We start from the raw sequence: 20430 nt of genomic DNA on the forward strand, positions 1-20430 counted from the left end.
TGAACCTAAGACTCTTGAACTCTCTTCTTGCGCTAATCGCGCTAGCTTTAACTTAAATACTCTGTGATGTTTGGACATAAAAAGACCCCCAGTAATTGGAATGTCCAACTATTGGGGGTCACTTCAGTAACTGCAAGGGGCTTTTTTGTTAGGCTTGGTAATTAGTTAAATAATTAACCGTTTACGAATTTAACACCTAACTCAATATCTCCACGTAAACCGTCAAGCATTGATTCTTTAGCGTTTTGTTCAAACTCGCTCAACTCACCGTAGGATAGAATTTCTTCTACGCCGTTTGGACCTAATCTTACAGGGTGAGAGAAAAATACTGCGTCGTCTGAGTTGGTTTCTACGTAAGTATACTCAACGACGTTATCGCCTTTCATTGCAGCAACTAGCGACAAACAGAATCTTGCAGCAGCTTGACCCATAGACAAAGTAGCAGATCCGCCACCGGCTTTAGCTTCAACAACTTCAGTTCCTGCATTTTGAATGCGAGTTGTTAAGCTTGCAATTTCGTCATCGCTAAATGTCACACCTTCAACTTGTGAAAGTAAAGGTAGAATAGTTGTTCCAGAGTGACCGCCAATAACAGGAACGTGCACGCTAGTAGTACTCAAACCTTTCAATTCAGCTACAAAAGTCTCAGAACGGATAACATCAAGAGTGGTGACACCGAACAATTTGTTTTTGTTGTAAACACCCTTAGCTTTTAACGTTTCCGCAGCAATCGCAACAGTAGTGTTAACAGGGTTAGTAATAATACATGTACATGCATCAGGGCAATTATCCGCAATACCTTCAACTAGGTTTTTAACGATACCCGCATTGATATTGAACAAATCAGAACGATCCATACCAGGTTTACGAGGTACACCTGCAGGGATCAAAACAATATCACAACCTTGTAATGCAGTTGCTAAGTCATCTTTACCAAAACCTTCAACTTTTACGTCTGTTGGGATATGGCTCAAATCAACCGCCACTCCTGGCACAACAGGTGCAACATCATATAAAGCTAATTCAGAACCAGCTGGTAACTGGGTTTTCAATAGAAGGGAAAGGGCTTGACCAATGCCGCCTGCAGCACCTAATACCGCTACTTTCATAGTTGTCTCCTGTGGGACTATTAAATTCACGGCAAACCATAGAGGAAGCCGCATAAAAAAACAATTTATTGTGGTGAATGTTCACTATCTGTTTTGCAATATAGCGCTTTGAGCCTAACATTCAGTTAGTTTTTAAGGCTCAATAGAATATATGGGTTACAAGCGATGAATTCAATAGTTTGCAGCAACTCAAAACAGATGCTTTAACTATATGATATTTATTCAAAGTATTCTGCGACTTATAAACAAGGCTACCTACCCTGATTAGATTGTGTCAAACTATAGCGGTAAATAGCGAGGGTTGCATGTCTAATACAAAACAAGAAGAATTGGTTAAAGCGTTTAAAGATATTTTAAAAACAGAAAGCTTTGGCTCACAAGGTGAAATTGTTGATGCATTAACGGAACAAGGGTTTGGCAGTATCAGTCAATCTAAAGTATCCCGAATGCTTAGTAAATTTGGTGCCGTACGCACCCGTAATGCGCGCGGAGACATGGTTTACTGTTTGCCGCCAGAGATGGGTATGCCGACGGCGAAGAGCCCATTGCGTCAACTTGTATTAGATATTGTGCATAATAATGTCATGGTCATTATTCGTACCAGCCCAGGTGCGGCTCAACTCATCGCCCGTTTATTAGATTCCCTTAGTCAAAAAGACGGTGTGTTAGGTACGATTGCCGGTGATGATACAATTTTTATCGCGCCCGCCGATATCAGTAATATTGAAGAAACCCGTAAAAAAGTCGAAGCGCTATTTGAGAATGTTTAACCGTATCTTTTATAAATAAGCCTTAACTAAACTTAACGATAAATAAATTAGTTATCACACTTAGTGGCCCTTTCATACAATTGTGAGTTGTTTAGCAATGATTTCTATCGAACAATTTCGTCATCCCAAATTAACCGTTGATTCTTGGCAGATAAAACAAAATAGTGCAATAGCCGTTTTAGGTAAAAATGGTTCAGGCAAACAATTTGTCGATCAGCTTCTTATGGGAAAACTGAATGAATGCGAGTCTACTCACTTACATTTTCCACACCCAGATTTAATTAGCTTAGTTTCATTTGAAACCCTGCAAGCCGTTTATGAAAATGAGTTGAAGATTGATGAAACCGATATCACTGATGAAATTGATTTTGGCACCCCAGCAAAAGACTTTTTACCTGAAGAAAGTCTCGACCACCCCTTTGTTAAACAGTTTCATCTAGAACATAGGTTAGAAACAGGCTTTCGCCAACTGAGCACGGGCGAGTCTCGCAAACTATTAATTTTAAAAGCGATACTTTCTGGTGCCGAATACGTTATTTTAGACAATCCATTTGACGATTTAGATATCGCATCAAGAGCTCAATTGAGCAACGTATTAAGCCAACTCAACAGCCAAGGAATTACTTTAATTATGTTGTTGAGTAATCGCCAGGACATTCCAGAATGGATAAGTTCATTCGCCTTAGTTGATAACCATAGCTTACACGATTTAAGCGGTTTATCAGTAGAAGATGCGCAAACTACTATTGATACAATATTTGCCTTCGATGCACTGGATAAGTCGTTACTTGAGCGGATGATATCCGACAAACACAGTCAGCATAAAAATACCTTAGTAAGAATTAAAAACGCCAATGTCATTTATGCCGAAAATCACGCCCTCAAATCCGCTGATTTGAGTATTGATACTTTTCAGCACACTATAATTACCGGACCAAATGGCTCAGGTAAATCAACGTTGTTGCAATTGGTTACCGGTGACTGTCCACAATGTTTCAGTAATGATGTTACTGTGATGGGGCATAGACGTGGAACCGGTGAAACTATCTGGGATATCAAAAAGCACCTGGGGATAGTCTCTCCCGATATTCACCGCTCCTATCGAGTGGGTTGCAATGCCTTGACTGTCGTTCTATCAGGATTCATGGACTCCATTGGTTTGTATAAAGATGTGAGTGCTAGTCAGAAACAACAAGCATTAGCCTGGCTGGACTTAATTGGTCTAAGGCCACTTGCGAATCATAGTTTTAAACAACTTAGTTTTGGTGAGCAACGTTTACTGCTCATTGCCAGAGCCTTAGTGAAATTCCCGTCACTTTTAGTGCTAGATGAACCTACCCAAGGCTTAGATGAAATTAATCGTCGTTTAGTATTGGACGTGATCACCACTATTGCTAAAAAGCAATTGGCCACCATTCTCATGGTTAGCCATCGCGAAGATGAACATTTGCCCATATTTGCCCAACACAAAAACCTAAGCAGCGACTAACGTAACCTTAGTTCACGCCAAACGAGTCGGTGGTCAGAAGATGATTCACGATCAGCGACTAATTCCTCTGCAGGTTCACTATCACCTGGCCAAAATACGCCAGCATCAACAGCGGTAAAACCCGCTTTTGAGGTTATTACATAATCAACTCCCAACCCCCAAGCTGCCGTGTGATATTTTGCGTTAGGATTGTCGGGATCAGATTCTTCGCCACCAACACTGGTGGGCAAAATTTGTTGACTAACCAGTGGATGAGCAAGCAAATCAGCCATCATGGTACGTTGACCATCGCCGGCATCGGCCGAGGCATTTAAATCCCCTAAAATAACAAAACGGTCACCGCTAAAACCGCCAGTCTTACCCTTATCATCATAGATATAATTTGCCTGTTTACCACTGCTGATATAATCATTCCAAAATTGAATTTCATCGTGATTGCGAAAGCCATTACGATTTTCTGGTCCATCAAAAACCGGAGGAGTTGGGTGACTTGCAAGTATATGAACCACTTTCCCTTCTACCTTGATGGGAATATCCCAATGGGATTTAGACGATAATCGCAGAATTTGCGTTGCTTGAGGTGAATACCAAAGTGAGCCGTCGTCGTTCTGAATTTTCGCCAAACTATTATTCGGCATATCTTTCCACAAGAACTTCTGGAACGTTCGTGCGCCGTCTAAATCTATAGGGTAGCGACTGAGTAATAACATTCCATATTGCCCAGGATAACGACCATAACCAAATGCATCATTACCCGCTTGCTCTATAGTTCCATCTTGATTTAAATCGATACCGCTAGCGACGCCTGTATTCACAGGTCCATAATAAAAATACGGATAATCAATAGCCTGCTGGCCTTGTTGGGATACTTTTAAGTAATTATTGATAAACGCAATGGGCCCAATCGATGCGTCAGAGGAGTAATCAAATTCATTTAATAGAATAATATCAGGCCTAACGCGCTGAATGATCTGAGCAATATTTTGAATTTGCGGATGATCGCCTGTGGCTAGATGTTTGAACAACAAGTTTGGATCGCTTTGGTTTTCTGGTTTCTCTGAATCGCGATAATTATCGGCTTCCATACTGACATTAAACGTCGCCACCCGAATTGACTCTTGAGCACTAACACCGCCAATAAATTGCATAGTGATCACCACTCCTAAAATCATCCAAACTAATTTCATTATGTAACCAACCTATTTTTTTAAACTATAAAACATATGTATTATCAATAACCAACATAAATAAAAAAGCCGACTCATATGAGTCGGCTTTTAGAGTGGGTTAAGTTACAAATTAGAATTTGTAGCTAATACCTAAACGCATTTCCCATAGAGAAGCATCACCTTGACGACTTTCAGGTGAAGTGTCACCTAAGCGCGCAGTGTTATAGTTAACTTCTTCTAAGATACCCCAATCATCGTTTAACATGTTAGTAAAGTTGTCGATAGTTAAACTTACTGATGCTGAATGATCTTCAGAGAACGCTGGAATTTCTTGTCTAACGGCAATATCTACCTTAGTCCACCAGCCACTTTCTTCGCTGTTACGCTCAACACCGATTGGCAACACACTGTCGCTATCTAGGTAAGGAGTATATCCAAATATGCTATTACCATCTGTACGGGCAAAGCTATAAGGACGACCAGACTGAGTCAATGCATACATATTGAAGCGAGTATCCAATCCTGGGATTATCTCAACAACATAACTAAAGTCTGCAGTAAGACGGTGTTCAATGTTCCAATCTGATAACGAAGAAACGTCTTCATTAGGATTAGTGAACGCTCTGTATTGGTAGTTAGAGAATGCAACCGAGCTAGTCATTGGTTGTACATCTTCAGCATGGTTATAAGAGTAACCCGCTACCAAACGTATACCGTTGTCCCACGACTTTTGAAGTGTGGTAGTTAATGAGTAAGAGGTTGATACTTCACCAGAGTTAGTTAGTTCAAGTGAACCATAACCATTGCGGTCGTAATCAATATACCCTTCATCAGTGAAACCAACTTCTTCAATACCTACGTATTTGATCATTGCTTGATCTTGGGTAAACGACACTAACAAGTCTGCATTTAAAATGTAATCAGATTCAGTTACGTGAGTCACACCAGCAGATAATTTCCACTCACTAGGCATGTCAAAATCAGGGTCTAAGTTGTTAGACTCAAAGTTAGAAGCAACGCCGCTATCCATCAAGGCATCTAGTTCAGACGGAACGCCGTAACCAGGACCTACTGGAGCACCATCTTCTACATTTGTCCAAACAACATCGTCGTCGAACAAGCTGCGTGAACCATCGTCATAACCGAAGTCACCGCCGTCAACTTCACCACCAGCTACGTTAGTACCAGAGTAGTTATTTGACATCCATACGTTCGGGTTACCACCAGAGAACAAGCCAATACCACCACGGATTTCAGTGCTGTCATTTAACGTATAGTTAAGACCGATACGAGGTTGAAGCAAGCTAACACCGTCTAGGTTGGCAGAATTACTGTAACCATTTTGCGCAAGAAAATCTGCATTCTCTTCAGGATAATCAGATGAAGTGATCCAGTCGTAGCGTAAACCAGCAACGACTTTCAAATCATCAGTTAAATAAAACTCGTCTTGGATATAAGTACTGTGAGCCGTATAACCCCAGCTAGCAGCGCGGTCGTCTAAGTTACCAGAGAAAGCACCACCATATTCAACATCACTTGCGAAACCGTTTTCGAAGTCTTCGATGCTATCAAATGAAAGTGACGTTTCAGCATGTTGAATGAAAACGTTAAATACGTCTAGCTTGTCGCTTTCGTAACCGAAAGTTAATGTATGACCATTATCGAAGTAATAGTTACCGCGGAACATTAGGCTTAACGCGTCCCAGTCCAAATCATTGGCTTGGCGACTATCATCTGAACCTAGGTAAACAGTTACGTCATCTAAGTAAAGTTTAACTTCACCGAAATCGTTTCCATAAAGGGTTCCATCACCGGTAAGTGAATTTTGACGATTGTCTAAATCTGTGTAAGAAACACGTACTTCAGTGGTGAAGTTATCTGTCCAATCTGAATAAAGCACACCTGAGTAAGATGTCATTTCAGCGCCACGCTCATACAAGTGACTTGAAAGTTCAAATTCATCAGAATCACCATCAGACTCAGAGTAGTTGTTACCATCATTGTAATTGTATGTGAATGAAGCACGGTGCTGCTCGTTAATATTCCAGTCTAGTTTAATAAGAATTTTTTCATCTTCATTTGCAAGACTTGAAGGAGTAGTACCTGGGTCAAATTGATATAACTCGTTAGAAATACGGATAATTTCATCTAACTGAGTTTGTGTCAGCGCAACTTCGTTGATAGCGCCTGAATCAATAACACCACGGTCGAATAAGTTAGCGCCTTCTAATTTCTCATAAGCAGCAAAGATGAATAATTTATCTTTGATTAGAGGAGCACCGATACTGAAACCGTAACGTTTTTCAGAGTAATCACCGATATTAACGTCTTCACCTTCTAAAGAGTCGCCTCTAAAGTCGTCACTTCCGTAGTCGTAGAAAGCGGTACCGTGAACTTCGTTAGTACCTGTTTTACTTACTGCACTAATATTACACGCAGAGAAACCACCATAGATTACGTCAAAAGGTGCGATTTCAACTGCAACACCTTCAATGGCGTCGTAAGAGAAAGGCATTCTTTCAGTTGGGTAACCGTTAGAATTAAGACCAAACAAATCATTCATGCGAACACCATCAACAGTCAAACTGTTGAAGCGAGGGCTTTTACCTACACATTGAATTCCACCGTTTCCGCCTTCATCTACATATATACGAGGGTCGATACGAACAATGTCAGTAATATCACGGTTTATGGCTGGTGCATTTTCTAAAGTAGAAAGGTCAAAGTTAGCGCCTGGGCCAATTTTACCAAAAGATAAACTGCTAACTTGAGAAGCCGTTACTGCAATACGCTCAACGCTTTCAGTAGAAGCTAACTCACGGTAAATTGATGCAGTTTCACCCAAGTTCAAGTAAACATCATTGATGGTTTGATCAGAGTATGTATCTGAATCAACTTCAATAGTGTAAGGACCACCAACTCGAAGGCCGTCAAGGTTGAAAGTACCGGCTGCGTTAACAGTTGTTGTTTTCACGGCACCTGTAGGTACGTGAGTAACTTTAATGACTGTTCCTTCAGCTGGATTGCCATTTGGCCCGACAATTTGCCCATTCATACCTGAAGAGGTAACTTGAGCCATTGCTGCTGTTGACATGCCAACAGACATAGCCACTGCAATCGCAATACGATTCAGTTTGGTTTTTTTAAACATTGTGTTTTCCTAAGTAGTGTGTGTTCTTTTCTGCCTATCCAGTTTTCATTCACAGTCTTGTAGCGCTGCTTCATGAAACTATGATGCTTAATTTCAAATCGGGCGTATTGTATCAGTTCAATTATTACACTTTTATGACTCTGGTGTCAGCAATAAAATATAATTGCAAAATTAACCCCAAAGCCACATGGTTATAACCTTCCATTTACTTTCTTGACCAACTGGTCAATCCGATTTAAAGTAAAAAACAATAAAATCTAGACTAAACAGTCACATACAAATCAGACCATTTAGTCTAGGGTTAATTTATACTTAATTTTTGAACAAATTAGTATAATTTTTTTTGATTCAGACTGACTTTTTTTGCGATGACTGGTATCTTTTGCCAAGTTTTTATTGATTCAGGGTCGAAATGGCTTCTCCACTTATTATCGCAATTGCTGGTGCTTCTGGTTCTGGTAAATCTTTGTTTACAGAAAATCTTCTCAATGAGTTTGCCCAACAAGGTCGACCTGTTCAAATTTTGCGCGAAGATCATTATTATCGCGCGCAAGATCATTTGCCTATGCATGAACGTGAGAAAAACAACTACGATCATCCCAAAGCATTTGAGCATGAATTGTTGGTTAAGCACTTGATGGACTTGAAAGAAGGTAAATCCATCGAGTACCCGACTTACTGTTACAAAACCCACACTCGACTGCAACAGAGAGAGGTTTTGGATTCTGCACCCGTAATCATTGTTGAAGGTATAATGTTGCTGGCAAGTCCTGCATTGGAACCGCTATATGATGTCAAAATCTTTGTTGATACGCCGTTGGACATCTGCCTTTTACGAAGAATAAAACGAGACATTGCAGAACGGGGAAGGACCTTAGAGTCGGTAGCTCACCAATACGAGAGTACTGTGAAACCTATGTATCATCAGTTTATTGCGCCAAGTAGATTTACCGCAGATGTGATTGTCACCCAAGGTGGTGAAAACTATATCGCTCTGGATGTTATTAAATCGCACATCCAGCAAGCATTACTTAATGAATAAAAATCAACTAAAAAAATAATAATAAAAAGGAAATACCATGATCGGTTTACTTGGAATTGTGGTGTTGATAGCCATAGCATATGGCTTATCGGCCCACCGCAAAAGCATTAACTGGCGAACAGTTGGCGGTGCTTTTTTTATACAAGCAATTGTAGGAGCTTTGATTCTTTATGTTCCTGCAGGCAAAGATGCACTGCTTAAAATGTCTGCCGGGGTGCAGTGGATTTTGGATATGGGTCAAGCAGGTATTGATTTTATATTTGGTCCTCTTGGTAATAAATCAATGGGATTTATTTTTGCCTTCAATGTATTGCCGGCAATTGTATTTTTCTCATCTTTGATAGCTGTTTTGTACTACATCGGAGTGATGCAGTGGGTAATTCGCCTAATTGGTGGCTTCTTACAGTTTTTCCTAAAAACTAGTCGGCCAGAGTCCATGTCTGCAGCGGCCAACATTTTTGTTGGTCAGACAGAAGCGCCCCTTGTTGTGAAACCATTTATCCCACAAATGACCCGTTCAGAACTATTTGCAATTATGGTTGGCGGTTTGGCGTCGATTGCAGGTGCAGTGATGGTAGGTTACGCCCAATTGGGTGTGGATATTAAGTTTTTGTTAGCAGCCAGTTTTATGGCCGCACCAGGCGGTTTGCTTATGGCTAAAATTATCATGCCTGAGACAGAAACCTATAAGAACGAATTAGACGAATTGCAAAAAGAAGATGACGGTTATGCAAATGTTTTTGATGCCGCTGCAACGGGTGCCGCATCAGGTTTACATTTAGCTTTAAACGTTGGGGCAATGCTGTTGGCATTCATCGCCTTAATTGCAATTTTAAACGGCTTAATTGGTGGTATAGGCGGCTGGTTCGGGCAAGGTGAGCTAAGTTTACAAATGATTTTAGGATATCTATTCCAACCCTTAGCATGGGTATTAGGTGTGCCATGGGACGAAGCCAATTTGGCAGGCAGTTTTATTGGCCAAAAAATGGTCGTAAATGAATTTATTGCTTATTTAGACTTCATTAAATATCAAGAAGAATTATCCCTTAAATCTCAAGCTATTATCACCTTTGCATTATGTGGATTCGCCAATTTTTCTTCCATTGCTATATTAATGGGTGGAATAGGCGCTCTTGCTCCTACACGACGTAAAGAAATCGCTCGTTTAGGTTTAAAAGCAGTGATTGCAGCAACCTTATCTAACCTGATGAGTGCCACGCTAGCAGGTCTTTTTGTCACCTTATAGGTAAGTTTTTTACCGGTGTCATTTACAAAATTTGCAGCAATTTATGGGTATTGCTGCAATTGACAGGAAATATTATGAAATTAGAAGCAGTAGATTATACAAAGCCAGGGGCTGACAAGTTATTTGTTGAGTCCTTGCACAAAACAGGGTTTGGCGTATTAAAGAACCATCCCATATCGCAATCATCCGTAAGCTCCATTTACCAAAACTGGCAGGCTTGGTTTGATTCCGAAGATAAACAAAACTTTTTGTTTGATAAAGAAACCCAAGATGGCTTTTTCCCTATCAGTGTTTCTGAAACAGCTAAAGGCTTCAAGAAAAAAGATATTAAAGAGTATTTTCATTATTACCCTTGGGGTAAATGCCCTGCTCAGCTGAAACAAGAAGCTGCAGCATACTATCAAGGGGCTATGGATTTAGCTGCTGAGCTGCTTACATGGGTTGAAAAATACTCTCCTGCTGATGTCGCTGAACGATACAGCCAGCCACTTAGCAACATGATAAAAGACAGTGAGCAAACTTTACTTAGAATTTTACATTACCCACCACTTACCGGTAATGAAGAAGCCGATGCTATCCGTGCCGCTGCACATGAAGACATTAACCTGTTAACGATTTTGCCAGCCGCGAATGAGCCAGGTCTGCAAGTAAAAGGCACGGGCGATGAATGGATTGACGTACCAAGTGATTTTGGCAACCTAATCATTAATATTGGCGACATGTTGCAAGAAGCCTCTGGTGGATATTTCCCTTCCACTACTCACAGAGTGGTAAACCCTGCAGGTGCAGATATGACTAAATCTCGTATTTCGTTACCACTGTTTTTGCACCCTCGCCCCGATGTGGTTTTATCCGAAAGACATACTGCAGATAGTTATTTGAAAGAACGTTTGCGAGAGCTCGGAGTCGCTTAATAGATAAGCGGATACATAGCATCACTCACAAGAATTGAAGCACTTACTCTGTTTAGACTAAGTGCTTTTTTAGCGTGGTATGTTAGTCCTTTAATTGGTCCATCAATTTTAAGATGTTAAAACTGGTCTCTACTGCAGCTTGAAAGAAGTTCGGATCAACGGTTTCTACGATATCCTTTTCCGTGTGATAGTACTTGTGTTCTCCCACCCCAACAAATAAATAGGGAATATCCACTTTGCCAAACGATGCGTGATCACTGGCTTTACGCCAATCCGGCCCCATAGCCATTGCATAACCCCGTCGATTTCTTCTATGTTGATTCACCAAGCACAAGCCGGCCTCTTCAATAGCTTTAGCAACAACCCCTTTGAAAGGAGAATAATATCGTGCGCCAGAAACATATAATCGGCTTTTTTCCTGGTTCTGAGAGATCATATCTAAATTCAGATTATATTTAATTTGTTCTAAGGGAACCGGTGGGTTTTGTACAAAGGCTTTAGAGCCATACAATCCTTTTTCTTCGGCGTCTGTGGCAAGAAAAATAATAGAGTGTTGTGAACCCTGCTGGGCAATTTCATCTGCTATGGCCAACATAGCTGAAACGCCAGATGCGTTGTCATCGGCACCATTGAAAATTTTGTTGCCGCGCATTCCTAGATGATCATAATGTGCCGTTATTACAATATATTGCTGTGGGTAGGTTGTGCCAACAAGATAGCCGCCAATATTGACACCATCAATATGTGAAAAAGTGGTTTCATAGCGAAACGGCATGCGAAATGTCTGATTTTGGGAAAGTGTTTTTAAGCCTATTTCTGTAAAACGAGAAATTAAGAATTCCTGAGCCAACAATGAACCAGACGAACGGTTTTTACGCCCTTGCATGTCATCGGATGCTAAATAACTAAAGTCTTCCCATAAACGCTCACTATCAATAGTGTTATAAAGTTCAAATTTGTTGCAATCTGCATAACCAATTACTGGCCATAGCAAGCACAAGCTTGCAATTAATCTAATGTTTTTTACTATCATCTCGGCTAAGTAAATCCAACTTTCCTTGGTATCTGTCTTGATCTTGATAACTACGCGCACGATTCTTGGCTTTCTTAAGATATAACTGACTGCGACGCACATCCCCTAATTCATAATAAACTTTTGCCAATCCAAAATAAATTTCGTGTTTGCTTCTATCTAACTTCAACGCATTTCGATAATGTTGCAGCGCCAATTCAAATTCTTTATTTTCAAAAGATTGCTCGCCTTGAATAAAGTGATGGAAGGGGTTGTCACTTCTCACTCTTTCGATCCTGCTGGTAATCGCTTCGGCCTCATCTCTTCGCCCAACCGTTTCGTATAAAAACGCCAGATTTTCCCAACCTGTTAGATTATCTTCATCTAACTGAAGTGCATGCTTGTATGTGTTTTCCGCCGATTCATAGTCGCCAACTAAGCGATAAAGAATGCCCAGATTAATCCAGGTAGAAACAAAGTCAGGCGACAGTAGCGCCGCTTTTTTAAAGTATGCGTAAGCTTCAGAATAAGACTCAGAAAGTAGTGCATCAGCCCCTTTATTGTTGTAGAACATAGAGGTAACAGAGCGTTTAGTGACTATCCGCTTAGGAAAACTTTTCTGCGGGTTTTGCGGATCAAAATCAACTTGCATACCGGTGTTGATTAAGTGAATGACTCCTGGCTCACGGGGCATAATCATGAGGTTAATGTGGCCATTGAGCAAACTATATCCCGCCCGGCGCGTCCAGTATTCGGGAATTTGAACATCTTGGAAACGTACCGAAAATCCAGCCTCTTTGGCCAACGCATAAGTCATAATAGACATAGATAAACAATTTGCTGCGCGACGTTGAAAGGTTTCACTTGCTACTGTGTTGGCGCTGCCCATATACAGTAGATTAAACTCTGAACGGTCAAATATAAGCCTTACCAAGGTCTCCATTCTATCAACTGGATCTTTGACAACAGCAACCTGCTCACTGATAAACTCTTCTGCTTCTTGGTTTAAAGCAAAAATATCTTCTTCACTTTCGATTTCGATGGTTTGATACTCAGGAAAAGTGTCGTCGTTGAGTAAATGACGAGACTCAATAGCGATGTGGTTGGTGGTGCTTTGGCATCCAACTAAACAAAGTAAAGTGCTAAATAAGATTAAAAACAGTTTCATACACAACTCCTAAAACTTACTATAACCATAGTACATTACCCGACATTAGCCATATTTTTCGTCGTCTTTAAGCCGCTACTCGTCTGGATAACAATAATCTTCGGTGAGCAAGAGTTACCTGTAGGAGTTATCAGATTCATACGCTCTCCAAGGATTGAAACAGAATTTGATGAGCACTAAGTGCCAGTCCAATTAACATTTTATGATTCAATTTGTTAGCTTAGATAGTATGTAACTTAACGCTGATAAAGATCGCGTTACCTTATTGACCATAATAGGGGTCACAGCCCTATCCACTTTGTCTATGATCCTCTACCCAATCTTTGCGTCTCAACTGAATCTAGATCAGACGCAAACGGGAATTTTTCTAGGTGCCACAATTCATGATGTCGCGCAAGTAGTAGGGGCGGGTTATTCAGTGTCAGACCAAAGTGGTGACTTAGTCACATTGACAAAATTAGTTCGCGTCGCCTTCTTAATGCCTGTGGTGATTTCAGTTTTACTGGTTTTAAAATTAAAGTTTAAACACGTTGGGCAAATAAAGCCCCTTGCATCCCTGGGTTTCTGATTATTTTTGTTGTTCTGATGATTATTAACAGCGTATTTTCTGTTCCCACTGACATCACCGATACTATTTCTCATATTTCGCGCTTTGCTTTGGTTGTTTCAATTGCTGCAATCGGTATGAAATCTAATTTAAAACAACTGGTTGAAGTTAGCACTAAACCAATATTACTACTCGTAATTGAAACCGTTTGGATTGCTTTACTGATTTTGCTGAGCATCCCTATTTGATAAATTCACCACGTCCCAGTCCATTAGTTTTTCTAATGCCAAGAGTGCAAAAAATGTTCATTGCGCTGACACTTTGAAGGTTCTACAATCCGCCAATCAAATAGCAGTTATCTAGCAAGGGTTAGATGCATCATTGTGTTAACTAAGTCTTCATAGAATTCTTAAAATCTAAACAGTAAGTGGCAAAGCAGTGGACAAATCGGAATTTATTCAAATACGCAGATTTATACTTAAATTGGGCAAAATGTTGCACAAATACGGCTCGCCGTCGTTTCGGCTTGAGGCGTATTTGAGTGAGATAGCCGCATATTTGGGTGTAAATGCTTCCTTTATTTCCACGCCAACGTCATTGTCAATTGTCTTGTGGAGCGACCGACACGAAGAAGAATATAACCATGCCGCCCGCATTGAACCCGGCGAATTGGATATGAACTCTTTATCGCTGACCGATGAACTGGCTTATCAATTATTAAAAGGTGAAATTAGCCTAGCTGATGCAGACAAGCGTTTGGATCAAATTGATGCTATGCAAAGTCCCTATAATAAAACCTTAACTGGAATAGCGTTTGGTACTTCAACCAGTGCCTTTGCGATGCTGATGGGAGCGGGTTGGCCAGAAATATTCTGGTCCGGCGTATTAGGATTGGTTGTATATTTTTGGACACTTTGGTCACTGCGCTCAAAGCGAGTCAACTTGATGTTGGAATCAGTGGCGTCTTTTACGGTTGGCTTTGCTGTCTGCACCATAAATTATTTTTTTGAGTCTGGACTGAATATTTGGCTAATTATTTTATCGTCGCTAATAATATTAGTACCAGGTTTGTCCTTAACCATCGGCCTTGCGGAACTATCATCCCGCAACTTGGTTTCAGGTACCGCCAGGGTCATGGATGCCATTATGCAATTATTTAAATTGTATTTTGGTGCGTTTATCGGTATCACCCTAGGTTACCAGCTCTATGGCCAGCAAGAATTGCAGGTTGCAGATACCCTACCATTTTGGGTTAACTGGCTAGGCGTGCTGCTGTTAAGTATTGGACTAGTAGCCATATTTCGTACTCGAATGAAACATGTGCCTTGGGCTGTTGTTTCTACATTTATTGCTTATGGAGCGTCAACCTGGAGCTCGGCATATTTGGAAAATGGTTTAGGTGCATTTGTCGGAGCCTTCGCCTTAGGCGTCTTTTCAAACTTATTTTCTAGGATCATGAATGCGCCATCAACCATAGTTGCCATGCACGGTCTGATTGTGTTGGTGCCAGGTTCAAAAACCTATATAGGGCTGAATTCATTTATCTCCGGGCAAGATTTTATAAAGGCAGACCATATAGGTCAGGAGACATTTTTGATTTTAATGTCCTTAGTCGCCGGATTAATTTTTGCCAACATCGTAATGCCCACCAAAAAAGCATTGTAAGAGGGTGCTTTAGCCCCGCAAAGATGTCCTGCCTTCCATGGCCTGAAGACCATGCTACAGATGATGATAAAATTTTACCTGTAGGCGGGTGCTTTAGCCCCGCAAAGATGCCCTGCCTTTCATGGCCTAAAGACCATGCTACAGATAATGATAAAATTTTACCTGTAGGCGGGTGCTTTAGCGCCGCAGAGATGCCCTGCCTTTCATGGCCTGAAGACCATGCTACAGATGATGACAAAATTTTACCTGTAGGCGGGTGCTTTAGCCCCGCAGAGACGTCCTGCCTTCCATGGCCTAAAGACCATGCTACAGATGATGACAAAATTTTACCTGTAGGCGGGTGCTTTAGCCCCGCAGAGAGGCTCTGCCTTTCATGGCCTAAAGACCATGCTACAGGTGATGACAAAATTTTACCTGTAGGCGGGTGCTTTAGCCCCGCAAAGATGCCCTGCCTTTCATGGCCTGAAGACCATGCTACAGATAATGACAAAATTTTACCTGTAGGCGGGTGCTTTAGCCCCGCAAAGACGCCCTGCCTTTCATGGCCTGAAGACCATGCTACAGATGATGACTAAATTTTACCTGTAGGCGGGTGCTTTAGCCCCGCAGTGACGTCCTGCCTTTCATGGCCTCAAGACCATGCTACAGATGATGACTAAATTTTACCTGTAGGCGGGTGCTTTAACCCCGCAGAGATGCCCTGCCTTCCACGGCCTGAAGACCATGCTACACAGTCTAGGGGTTAATTCTTTGAGGGATTGCTGTGCCTTTAAACACTTTTAGTGCGCCTGTTCCTGTCAATGCCGACAGCGGCTCCCTGCCCTTACTATCTAACTGACTTAATTGCGCAAATAACAATTCCATGGTGGCGACTGCGTCATCAAGCGCGTTGTGAGCCGGCGCTAAAGGTAAATTGTGACGCTGTCGACAAGAAGTGAGTGTTGCCGCGTTCGGCGCTGGTACACTCTCTGATTTGCGAATTTGATAAAGCGCTAACTGCAAGGTATCTAAAGTCACAATATCCTCTAAGGGCATGCCTAATTTCAAAAACACTTTATTAAGTACTGACATATCTAAATTGGTATTGTGAAACACCCAAACATGTGACTCTGCATAGTGGCGTAATTTCTCCAATGCGACTTTTACCGGCTCTCCTTGAGCAATGTGTTCATCCAATAAGCCATGGATCACTGGGCTTTGGTTTAATGAGGCTTTGGTGGCTATAACCTGGTAATAACAGCTCGCCAAAGCGATGGAACTTTGCTTACCTTCAACCCAACCTATAGATAGAATATTAGACTCTTTTGCATCCAGTGACGTTAGCTCGAGATCAATGGCTAAAAACGGAATTTGCTGCCAAGGCAAATGACGAAAATGCGCTGGAATAGTAAATTTAGGTAAAAACCAATTTTTCAGTGTTTGCCACATCGAATGCTAATCCTATTTAGTCGACATTTGTGTTTTATCGCATATTTTAATTAATAACCTAACGCTAACCATTCCCTAGGCCGTATTTAACCACCCGCAAACTTCATGGAAACACCTTGCTGACTGCGTTTAATGGTTTTAAACGCTGCTTTTAATTGGTGGCGTTGTATGGAAGATAATTCGCTAATGGATACATAGTTATTTGTCACACTATTTTGTAATTGATGACGCCAACGTAATCGGTTTAGAAACAACCAAATATCCCGTAAATCATTGCCATCACTTTCGGTCAATTGGGACTCCTCTTTTAAATTATCCAAACGTCCTATGGTTGACGGCATTTCTAAGCCTTTTGCTAACGCATAGATCCGCACCAAATTATTAATAATCGCAATGGCGTTTACTTTTAAGTCGATGCAATCTTCCGGTTGATGACCCTTTTGGAACACAAACTTTTGAAACACAGATAAAGGAACGGCAACGTCTGCCGCTTGGCGAGCCAAAGCAGAGAGAAATAAAGGCTGCTTCAATAGCGGCTTTCGGGCGGCTTGTAACGCGGTAAACAAGTCCTTATTACCAGCAACAGCGCGCACATCTAAAAAGATGTTAAAATGTAAAATAGCGTCTAAAGTAGGTTCTTTGACCCACTTTTCTGACTCGTTAATGGCGTCTTCGACGCTAAGCCGCAGCTCAGGGTTTGACGCCATAATGTTACCATCACACAATTTTATGCCACATTTTCCTAAACCTTCACACACATACTGTGACATCTGCGCGAAATACTCATCCTCCTGTTGATTGGGACGTCGTTCTAACAATAATCCATTATCTTGATCTGACCCCATATTTTGATCTTCACGAGCTTGAGAGCCATACACCAGCCAACAAAAATCAAAAGGTGGATTGCCATTTTGTTGCTGAAAAAAAGTTAAAAGTTTGCGAGTCATAATGTCCGTTGCTTGGGAAAGCACTTTCCCAGCCACATCAAAATCACCTAAACGCTTAGCATGTTTGGCAAAATAATGAGGCAATTGCCAACTCAAACGAGTTAGTTCATATAAGTTTTTCGCTTTTGCTAACTCATCAATTAAAAACAGAATATTGCCCCGCTGATGACGGATCATATCGCTGGAGGTTAACATTCCTAGAGGAGTGTGGGTTATTCGGTCAATGACTGGAAGGTGATGAATATTGTGTTCTGTCATCATGCACAAAGCATCAAAAAGTGTTCTATTCTCGGTAATCTTAAATGGCTCTTTAGTCATCACTTCAGATACAGGTAAGTGAACACTTACCTCCTTTGAAACCACTCTATTTCTTATATCTCTATCCGTTAAAATTCCAACCAGCTTATCGCCTTCGGTGATTAATAATGAGGAAATGCTGGCTTCCGACATTTGTTGAGTTGCACGCAATATCGAGGTATCAGTGTCACTACTGATAACGGTATCAGAGATAACCTCGCTAATGGGTTTATACAACCACATAGATTTAGAATCCGCCACAGCATCATTGTAAAGCTGATCACTATGGTAGGTTTCAAAGAACTTTGCCACTGCCGGATTTTCGTTACATAAACTATCAAATTGTGCCGCCGGTAAACAATACAATAAACCTGCACTATCCACCTTAATATCAATAGCATGATTCAATTTATTGAGTAAGTTACCGACCCCAAAGAAATCCCCTTCACTCAGGTTTTGTTCAACTTCATTGGAGTCTTTAACGGTAAATTGGCCGCTACTAATTAAGAACAGATTATTATCCCTGTCTGCCAGTATTTGTGCAGCGTTCTCAGACGTTAAATAGGCAACAGTAATATGCCGCGCCAGCGCCATTAACCTTTCAGTTGATAGTTGATCAAAAGGAGCAGAAGCTTTTAAAAAATCCAGCGATTGTTGGGGAATGCTAGTCACTTGACTCTCCTATTTTAGGTTTAGTGTTGAATTTAAAATAAAAAAGCCCGATTGAAGTCGGGCTTAATTTATTTTTAGTTTTACCCGTCTCACTTAGTGAGCAGAAGCTTCCCCTGATCCTTTCGGATAACGAATATCTTCTACTAGTTGTTGAATCTCTTCTGGTGAATCACCGGTGAATTTCAATACTACTAATGCTACTGCAAAGTTAACCAGCATACCTATAGTACCGATACCTTCAGGTGAGATTTCAAATAACCAGTTTTCAGGAACATTTGCAGCAGGATTTACAAACTTGAAGTAGATAATGTAAGCAGTAGTAAATGTAATCCCTGCTAACATACCTGCAATTGCCCCTTTGTCGTTCATTCGCTTCATGAATATTCCCATAATAATCGCAGGGAAGAAGGAAGACGCGGCTAGACCGAACGCGAAGGCAACCACCTGTGCCACAAATCCGGGGGGATTAATCCCGAAGTAACCAGCAATACATATGGCGACCCCTGCTGCTAAACGTGCATAAAACAGTTCTTTCCTATCGGTTATATCCGGCATCAAGTTTCGTTTCAATAAATCATGGGAAACTGAGGTAGAGATTACCAATAGCAGTCCAGCTGAAGTCGAAAGCGCTGCGGCAACACCACCGGCGGCGACCAAAGCAATTACCCATGCTGGTAAGTTTGCAATTTCAGGATTGGCCATCACCATGATGTCACGGTCCACATCCATTTCATTGCGCTCATCTCCAGAGTAAAACATTTTTCCATCGTTGTTTTTGTCGTCCCAAGTAATCAACCCGGTTTTTTCCCAATTGGTTATCCAGCTTGGCGCTTCACTGTAATTGGTGCCCATTTGATCGGTACCATTAATGGTTTCGATCATGTTGACCCGTCCAAAAGAAGCCAAAGATGGTGCAGTGGTATACAAAATGGCGATAAATGCTAATGCCCAACCTGCACTGTAACGCGCATCACGAACCTTAGGCACGGTGAAGAAACGCACAATAACGTGTGGTAAACCGGCAGTACCAACCATCAAGGCGGCAGTAATACAAAACACATCGATCATACTTTTGTTACCCGACGTGTATTCGTTAAACCCTAACTCCAAGGAAAGTCCATCGAGTTTGTCTAGCATATACACCCCCGAACCATCAGCGAGTGTCGCTCCAAATCCGGTTTGCGGTAAAATATGACCAGTTACTATCATTGAAATAAAGATGGTAGGCACAAGATACGCGAAAATAAGTACACAATATTGAGCGACTTGAGTGTAGGTAATACCTTTCATTCCGCCCAAAACGGTATAGAAGAAAACGATTGCCATACCAATAACGACACCAGAAACAATATCCACTTCAAGGAAGCGACTGAATACCACTCCTACGCCCCGCATTTGTCCAGCTACATAGGTGAAACAAACAAAGATGGCACAGATTACGGCTACGGTTCTAGCTGTCTGTGAGTAATACCTATCACCAATAAAGTCTGGCACCGTAAACTTACCGAACTTGCGTAAATATGGCGCAAGACAAAGAGCAAGTAATACATATCCGCCTGTCCATCCTAATAGGTAAACTGCACCATCGTAGCCCATAAACGAGATTAATCCCGCCATGGAAATAAACGAAGCAGCTGACATCCAATCGGCAGCTGTCGCCATGCCGTTGGCAATGGGATGCACCCCGCCTCCAGCCACATAAAACTCATTGGTTGAACCCGCTCTGGCCCAAACTGCGATACCGATATAAAGTAAAAATGAAGCACCGACTATAATAAAAGTTAAAATTTGTACGTCCATTTGA

The 20430-nt window shown here is 41.3% G+C and carries 14 protein-coding genes and 1 pseudogene; 7 read left to right on the forward strand and 8 right to left on the reverse strand.

Going from position 1 to position 20430, the window contains the following annotated elements:
- Positions 1-173: 173 nt before the first annotated feature.
- Positions 174-1109: a malate dehydrogenase gene (mdh, locus tag ACYVIL_RS20360; protein ID WP_460314587.1), complete on the reverse strand. Its 936-nt coding sequence runs from the start codon at positions 1107-1109 to the stop codon at positions 174-176.
- A 305-nt stretch (positions 1110-1414) separates the two neighbouring features.
- On the opposite strand from mdh, the gene argR reads away from it, so the two are divergent.
- Both argR and ACYVIL_RS20370 read left to right on the forward strand, forming a co-directional pair.
- Positions 1415-1879: a transcriptional regulator ArgR gene (argR, locus tag ACYVIL_RS20365; RefSeq protein ID WP_216047590.1), complete on the forward strand. Its 465-nt coding sequence runs from the start codon at positions 1415-1417 to the stop codon at positions 1877-1879.
- Between the two features lie 97 nt (positions 1880-1976).
- Entirely contained in the window at positions 1977-3368 is a 1392-nt protein-coding gene (locus tag ACYVIL_RS20370) for an ATP-binding cassette domain-containing protein (RefSeq protein ID WP_460314589.1), read from the forward strand.
- Here the strand turns inward: ACYVIL_RS20370 and ACYVIL_RS20375 are convergent.
- Together ACYVIL_RS20375 and ACYVIL_RS20380 are read right to left on the reverse strand one after the other, a co-directional pair.
- Complete coding sequence (locus ACYVIL_RS20375; RefSeq protein ID WP_460314591.1) at positions 3365-4555, reverse strand: endonuclease/exonuclease/phosphatase family protein; 1191 nt, start codon at positions 4553-4555, stop codon at positions 3365-3367. The two genes, ACYVIL_RS20370 and ACYVIL_RS20375, sit on opposite strands and share 4 nt — an antisense overlap.
- A 112-nt stretch (positions 4556-4667) precedes the next feature.
- Positions 4668-7688, reverse strand: a complete 3021-nt coding sequence (locus ACYVIL_RS20380; RefSeq protein WP_460314593.1) for a TonB-dependent receptor — start codon at positions 7686-7688, stop codon at positions 4668-4670.
- 412 nt (positions 7689-8100) lie between these two features.
- On the opposite strand from ACYVIL_RS20380, the gene udk reads away from it, so the two are divergent.
- From udk to ACYVIL_RS20395, 3 genes are all read left to right on the forward strand, one after another.
- Entirely contained in the window at positions 8101-8730 is a 630-nt protein-coding gene (gene udk / locus ACYVIL_RS20385) for a uridine kinase (protein WP_216047594.1), read from the forward strand.
- A 37-nt stretch (positions 8731-8767) separates the two neighbouring features.
- Positions 8768-9976 carry a NupC/NupG family nucleoside CNT transporter gene (locus ACYVIL_RS20390; RefSeq protein WP_303472795.1) on the forward strand — a complete coding sequence of 403 codons (1209 nt, stop codon included), beginning with the start codon at positions 8768-8770 and terminating at the stop codon, positions 9974-9976.
- Positions 9977-10050: 74 nt separating this feature from the next.
- Entirely contained in the window at positions 10051-10890 is an 840-nt protein-coding gene (locus ACYVIL_RS20395; protein WP_460314596.1) for a 2OG-Fe(II) oxygenase family protein, read from the forward strand.
- Between the two features lie 82 nt (positions 10891-10972).
- Here the strand turns inward: ACYVIL_RS20395 and ACYVIL_RS20400 are convergent, their stop codons facing one another.
- Positions 10973-11923 (reverse strand): M20/M25/M40 family metallo-hydrolase, encoded by a 951-nt coding sequence (locus ACYVIL_RS20400; RefSeq protein ID WP_460314598.1) that lies wholly within the window; start codon positions 11921-11923, stop codon positions 10973-10975.
- Entirely contained in the window at positions 11904-13070 is a 1167-nt protein-coding gene (locus ACYVIL_RS20405; RefSeq protein ID WP_460314600.1) for a tetratricopeptide repeat protein, read from the reverse strand. Before ACYVIL_RS20405 ends, ACYVIL_RS20400 begins: the two co-directional genes overlap by 20 nt.
- Positions 13071-13314: 244 nt before the next feature.
- On the opposite strand from ACYVIL_RS20405, the pseudogene ACYVIL_RS20410 reads away from it, so the two are divergent.
- Positions 13315-13865, forward strand: a pseudogene (locus ACYVIL_RS20410) (YeiH family protein); the annotation flags it as partial.
- Positions 13866-14055: 190 nt separating this feature from the next.
- Positions 14056-15282, forward strand: coding sequence for a threonine/serine exporter family protein (locus ACYVIL_RS20415; RefSeq protein ID WP_303472802.1), 1227 nt, complete (start codon positions 14056-14058; stop codon positions 15280-15282).
- Between the two features lie 735 nt (positions 15283-16017).
- Here ACYVIL_RS20415 and ACYVIL_RS20420 read toward each other — a convergent pair.
- The 3 genes from ACYVIL_RS20420 to ACYVIL_RS20430 all read right to left on the reverse strand — a co-directional run bounded on the left by ACYVIL_RS20420 (position 16018) and on the right by ACYVIL_RS20430 (position 20426).
- The gene (locus ACYVIL_RS20420; protein WP_460314603.1) at positions 16018-16710 is read right to left on the reverse strand and encodes a 3'-5' exonuclease; all 693 of its coding nucleotides are present in this window, start codon (positions 16708-16710) and stop codon (positions 16018-16020) included.
- Positions 16711-16796: 86 nt separating this feature from the next.
- Complete coding sequence (locus ACYVIL_RS20425) at positions 16797-18626, reverse strand: putative nucleotidyltransferase substrate binding domain-containing protein (protein WP_460314605.1); 1830 nt, start codon at positions 18624-18626, stop codon at positions 16797-16799.
- 93 nt (positions 18627-18719) lie between these two features.
- On the reverse strand, positions 18720-20426 hold the full coding sequence (locus ACYVIL_RS20430; RefSeq protein WP_460314607.1) for a sodium:solute symporter family protein: 1707 nt from the start codon (positions 20424-20426) through the stop codon (positions 18720-18722).
- Positions 20427-20430 lie beyond the last annotated feature (4 nt).

This window comes from Aliiglaciecola aliphaticivorans, from assembly GCF_054782055.1.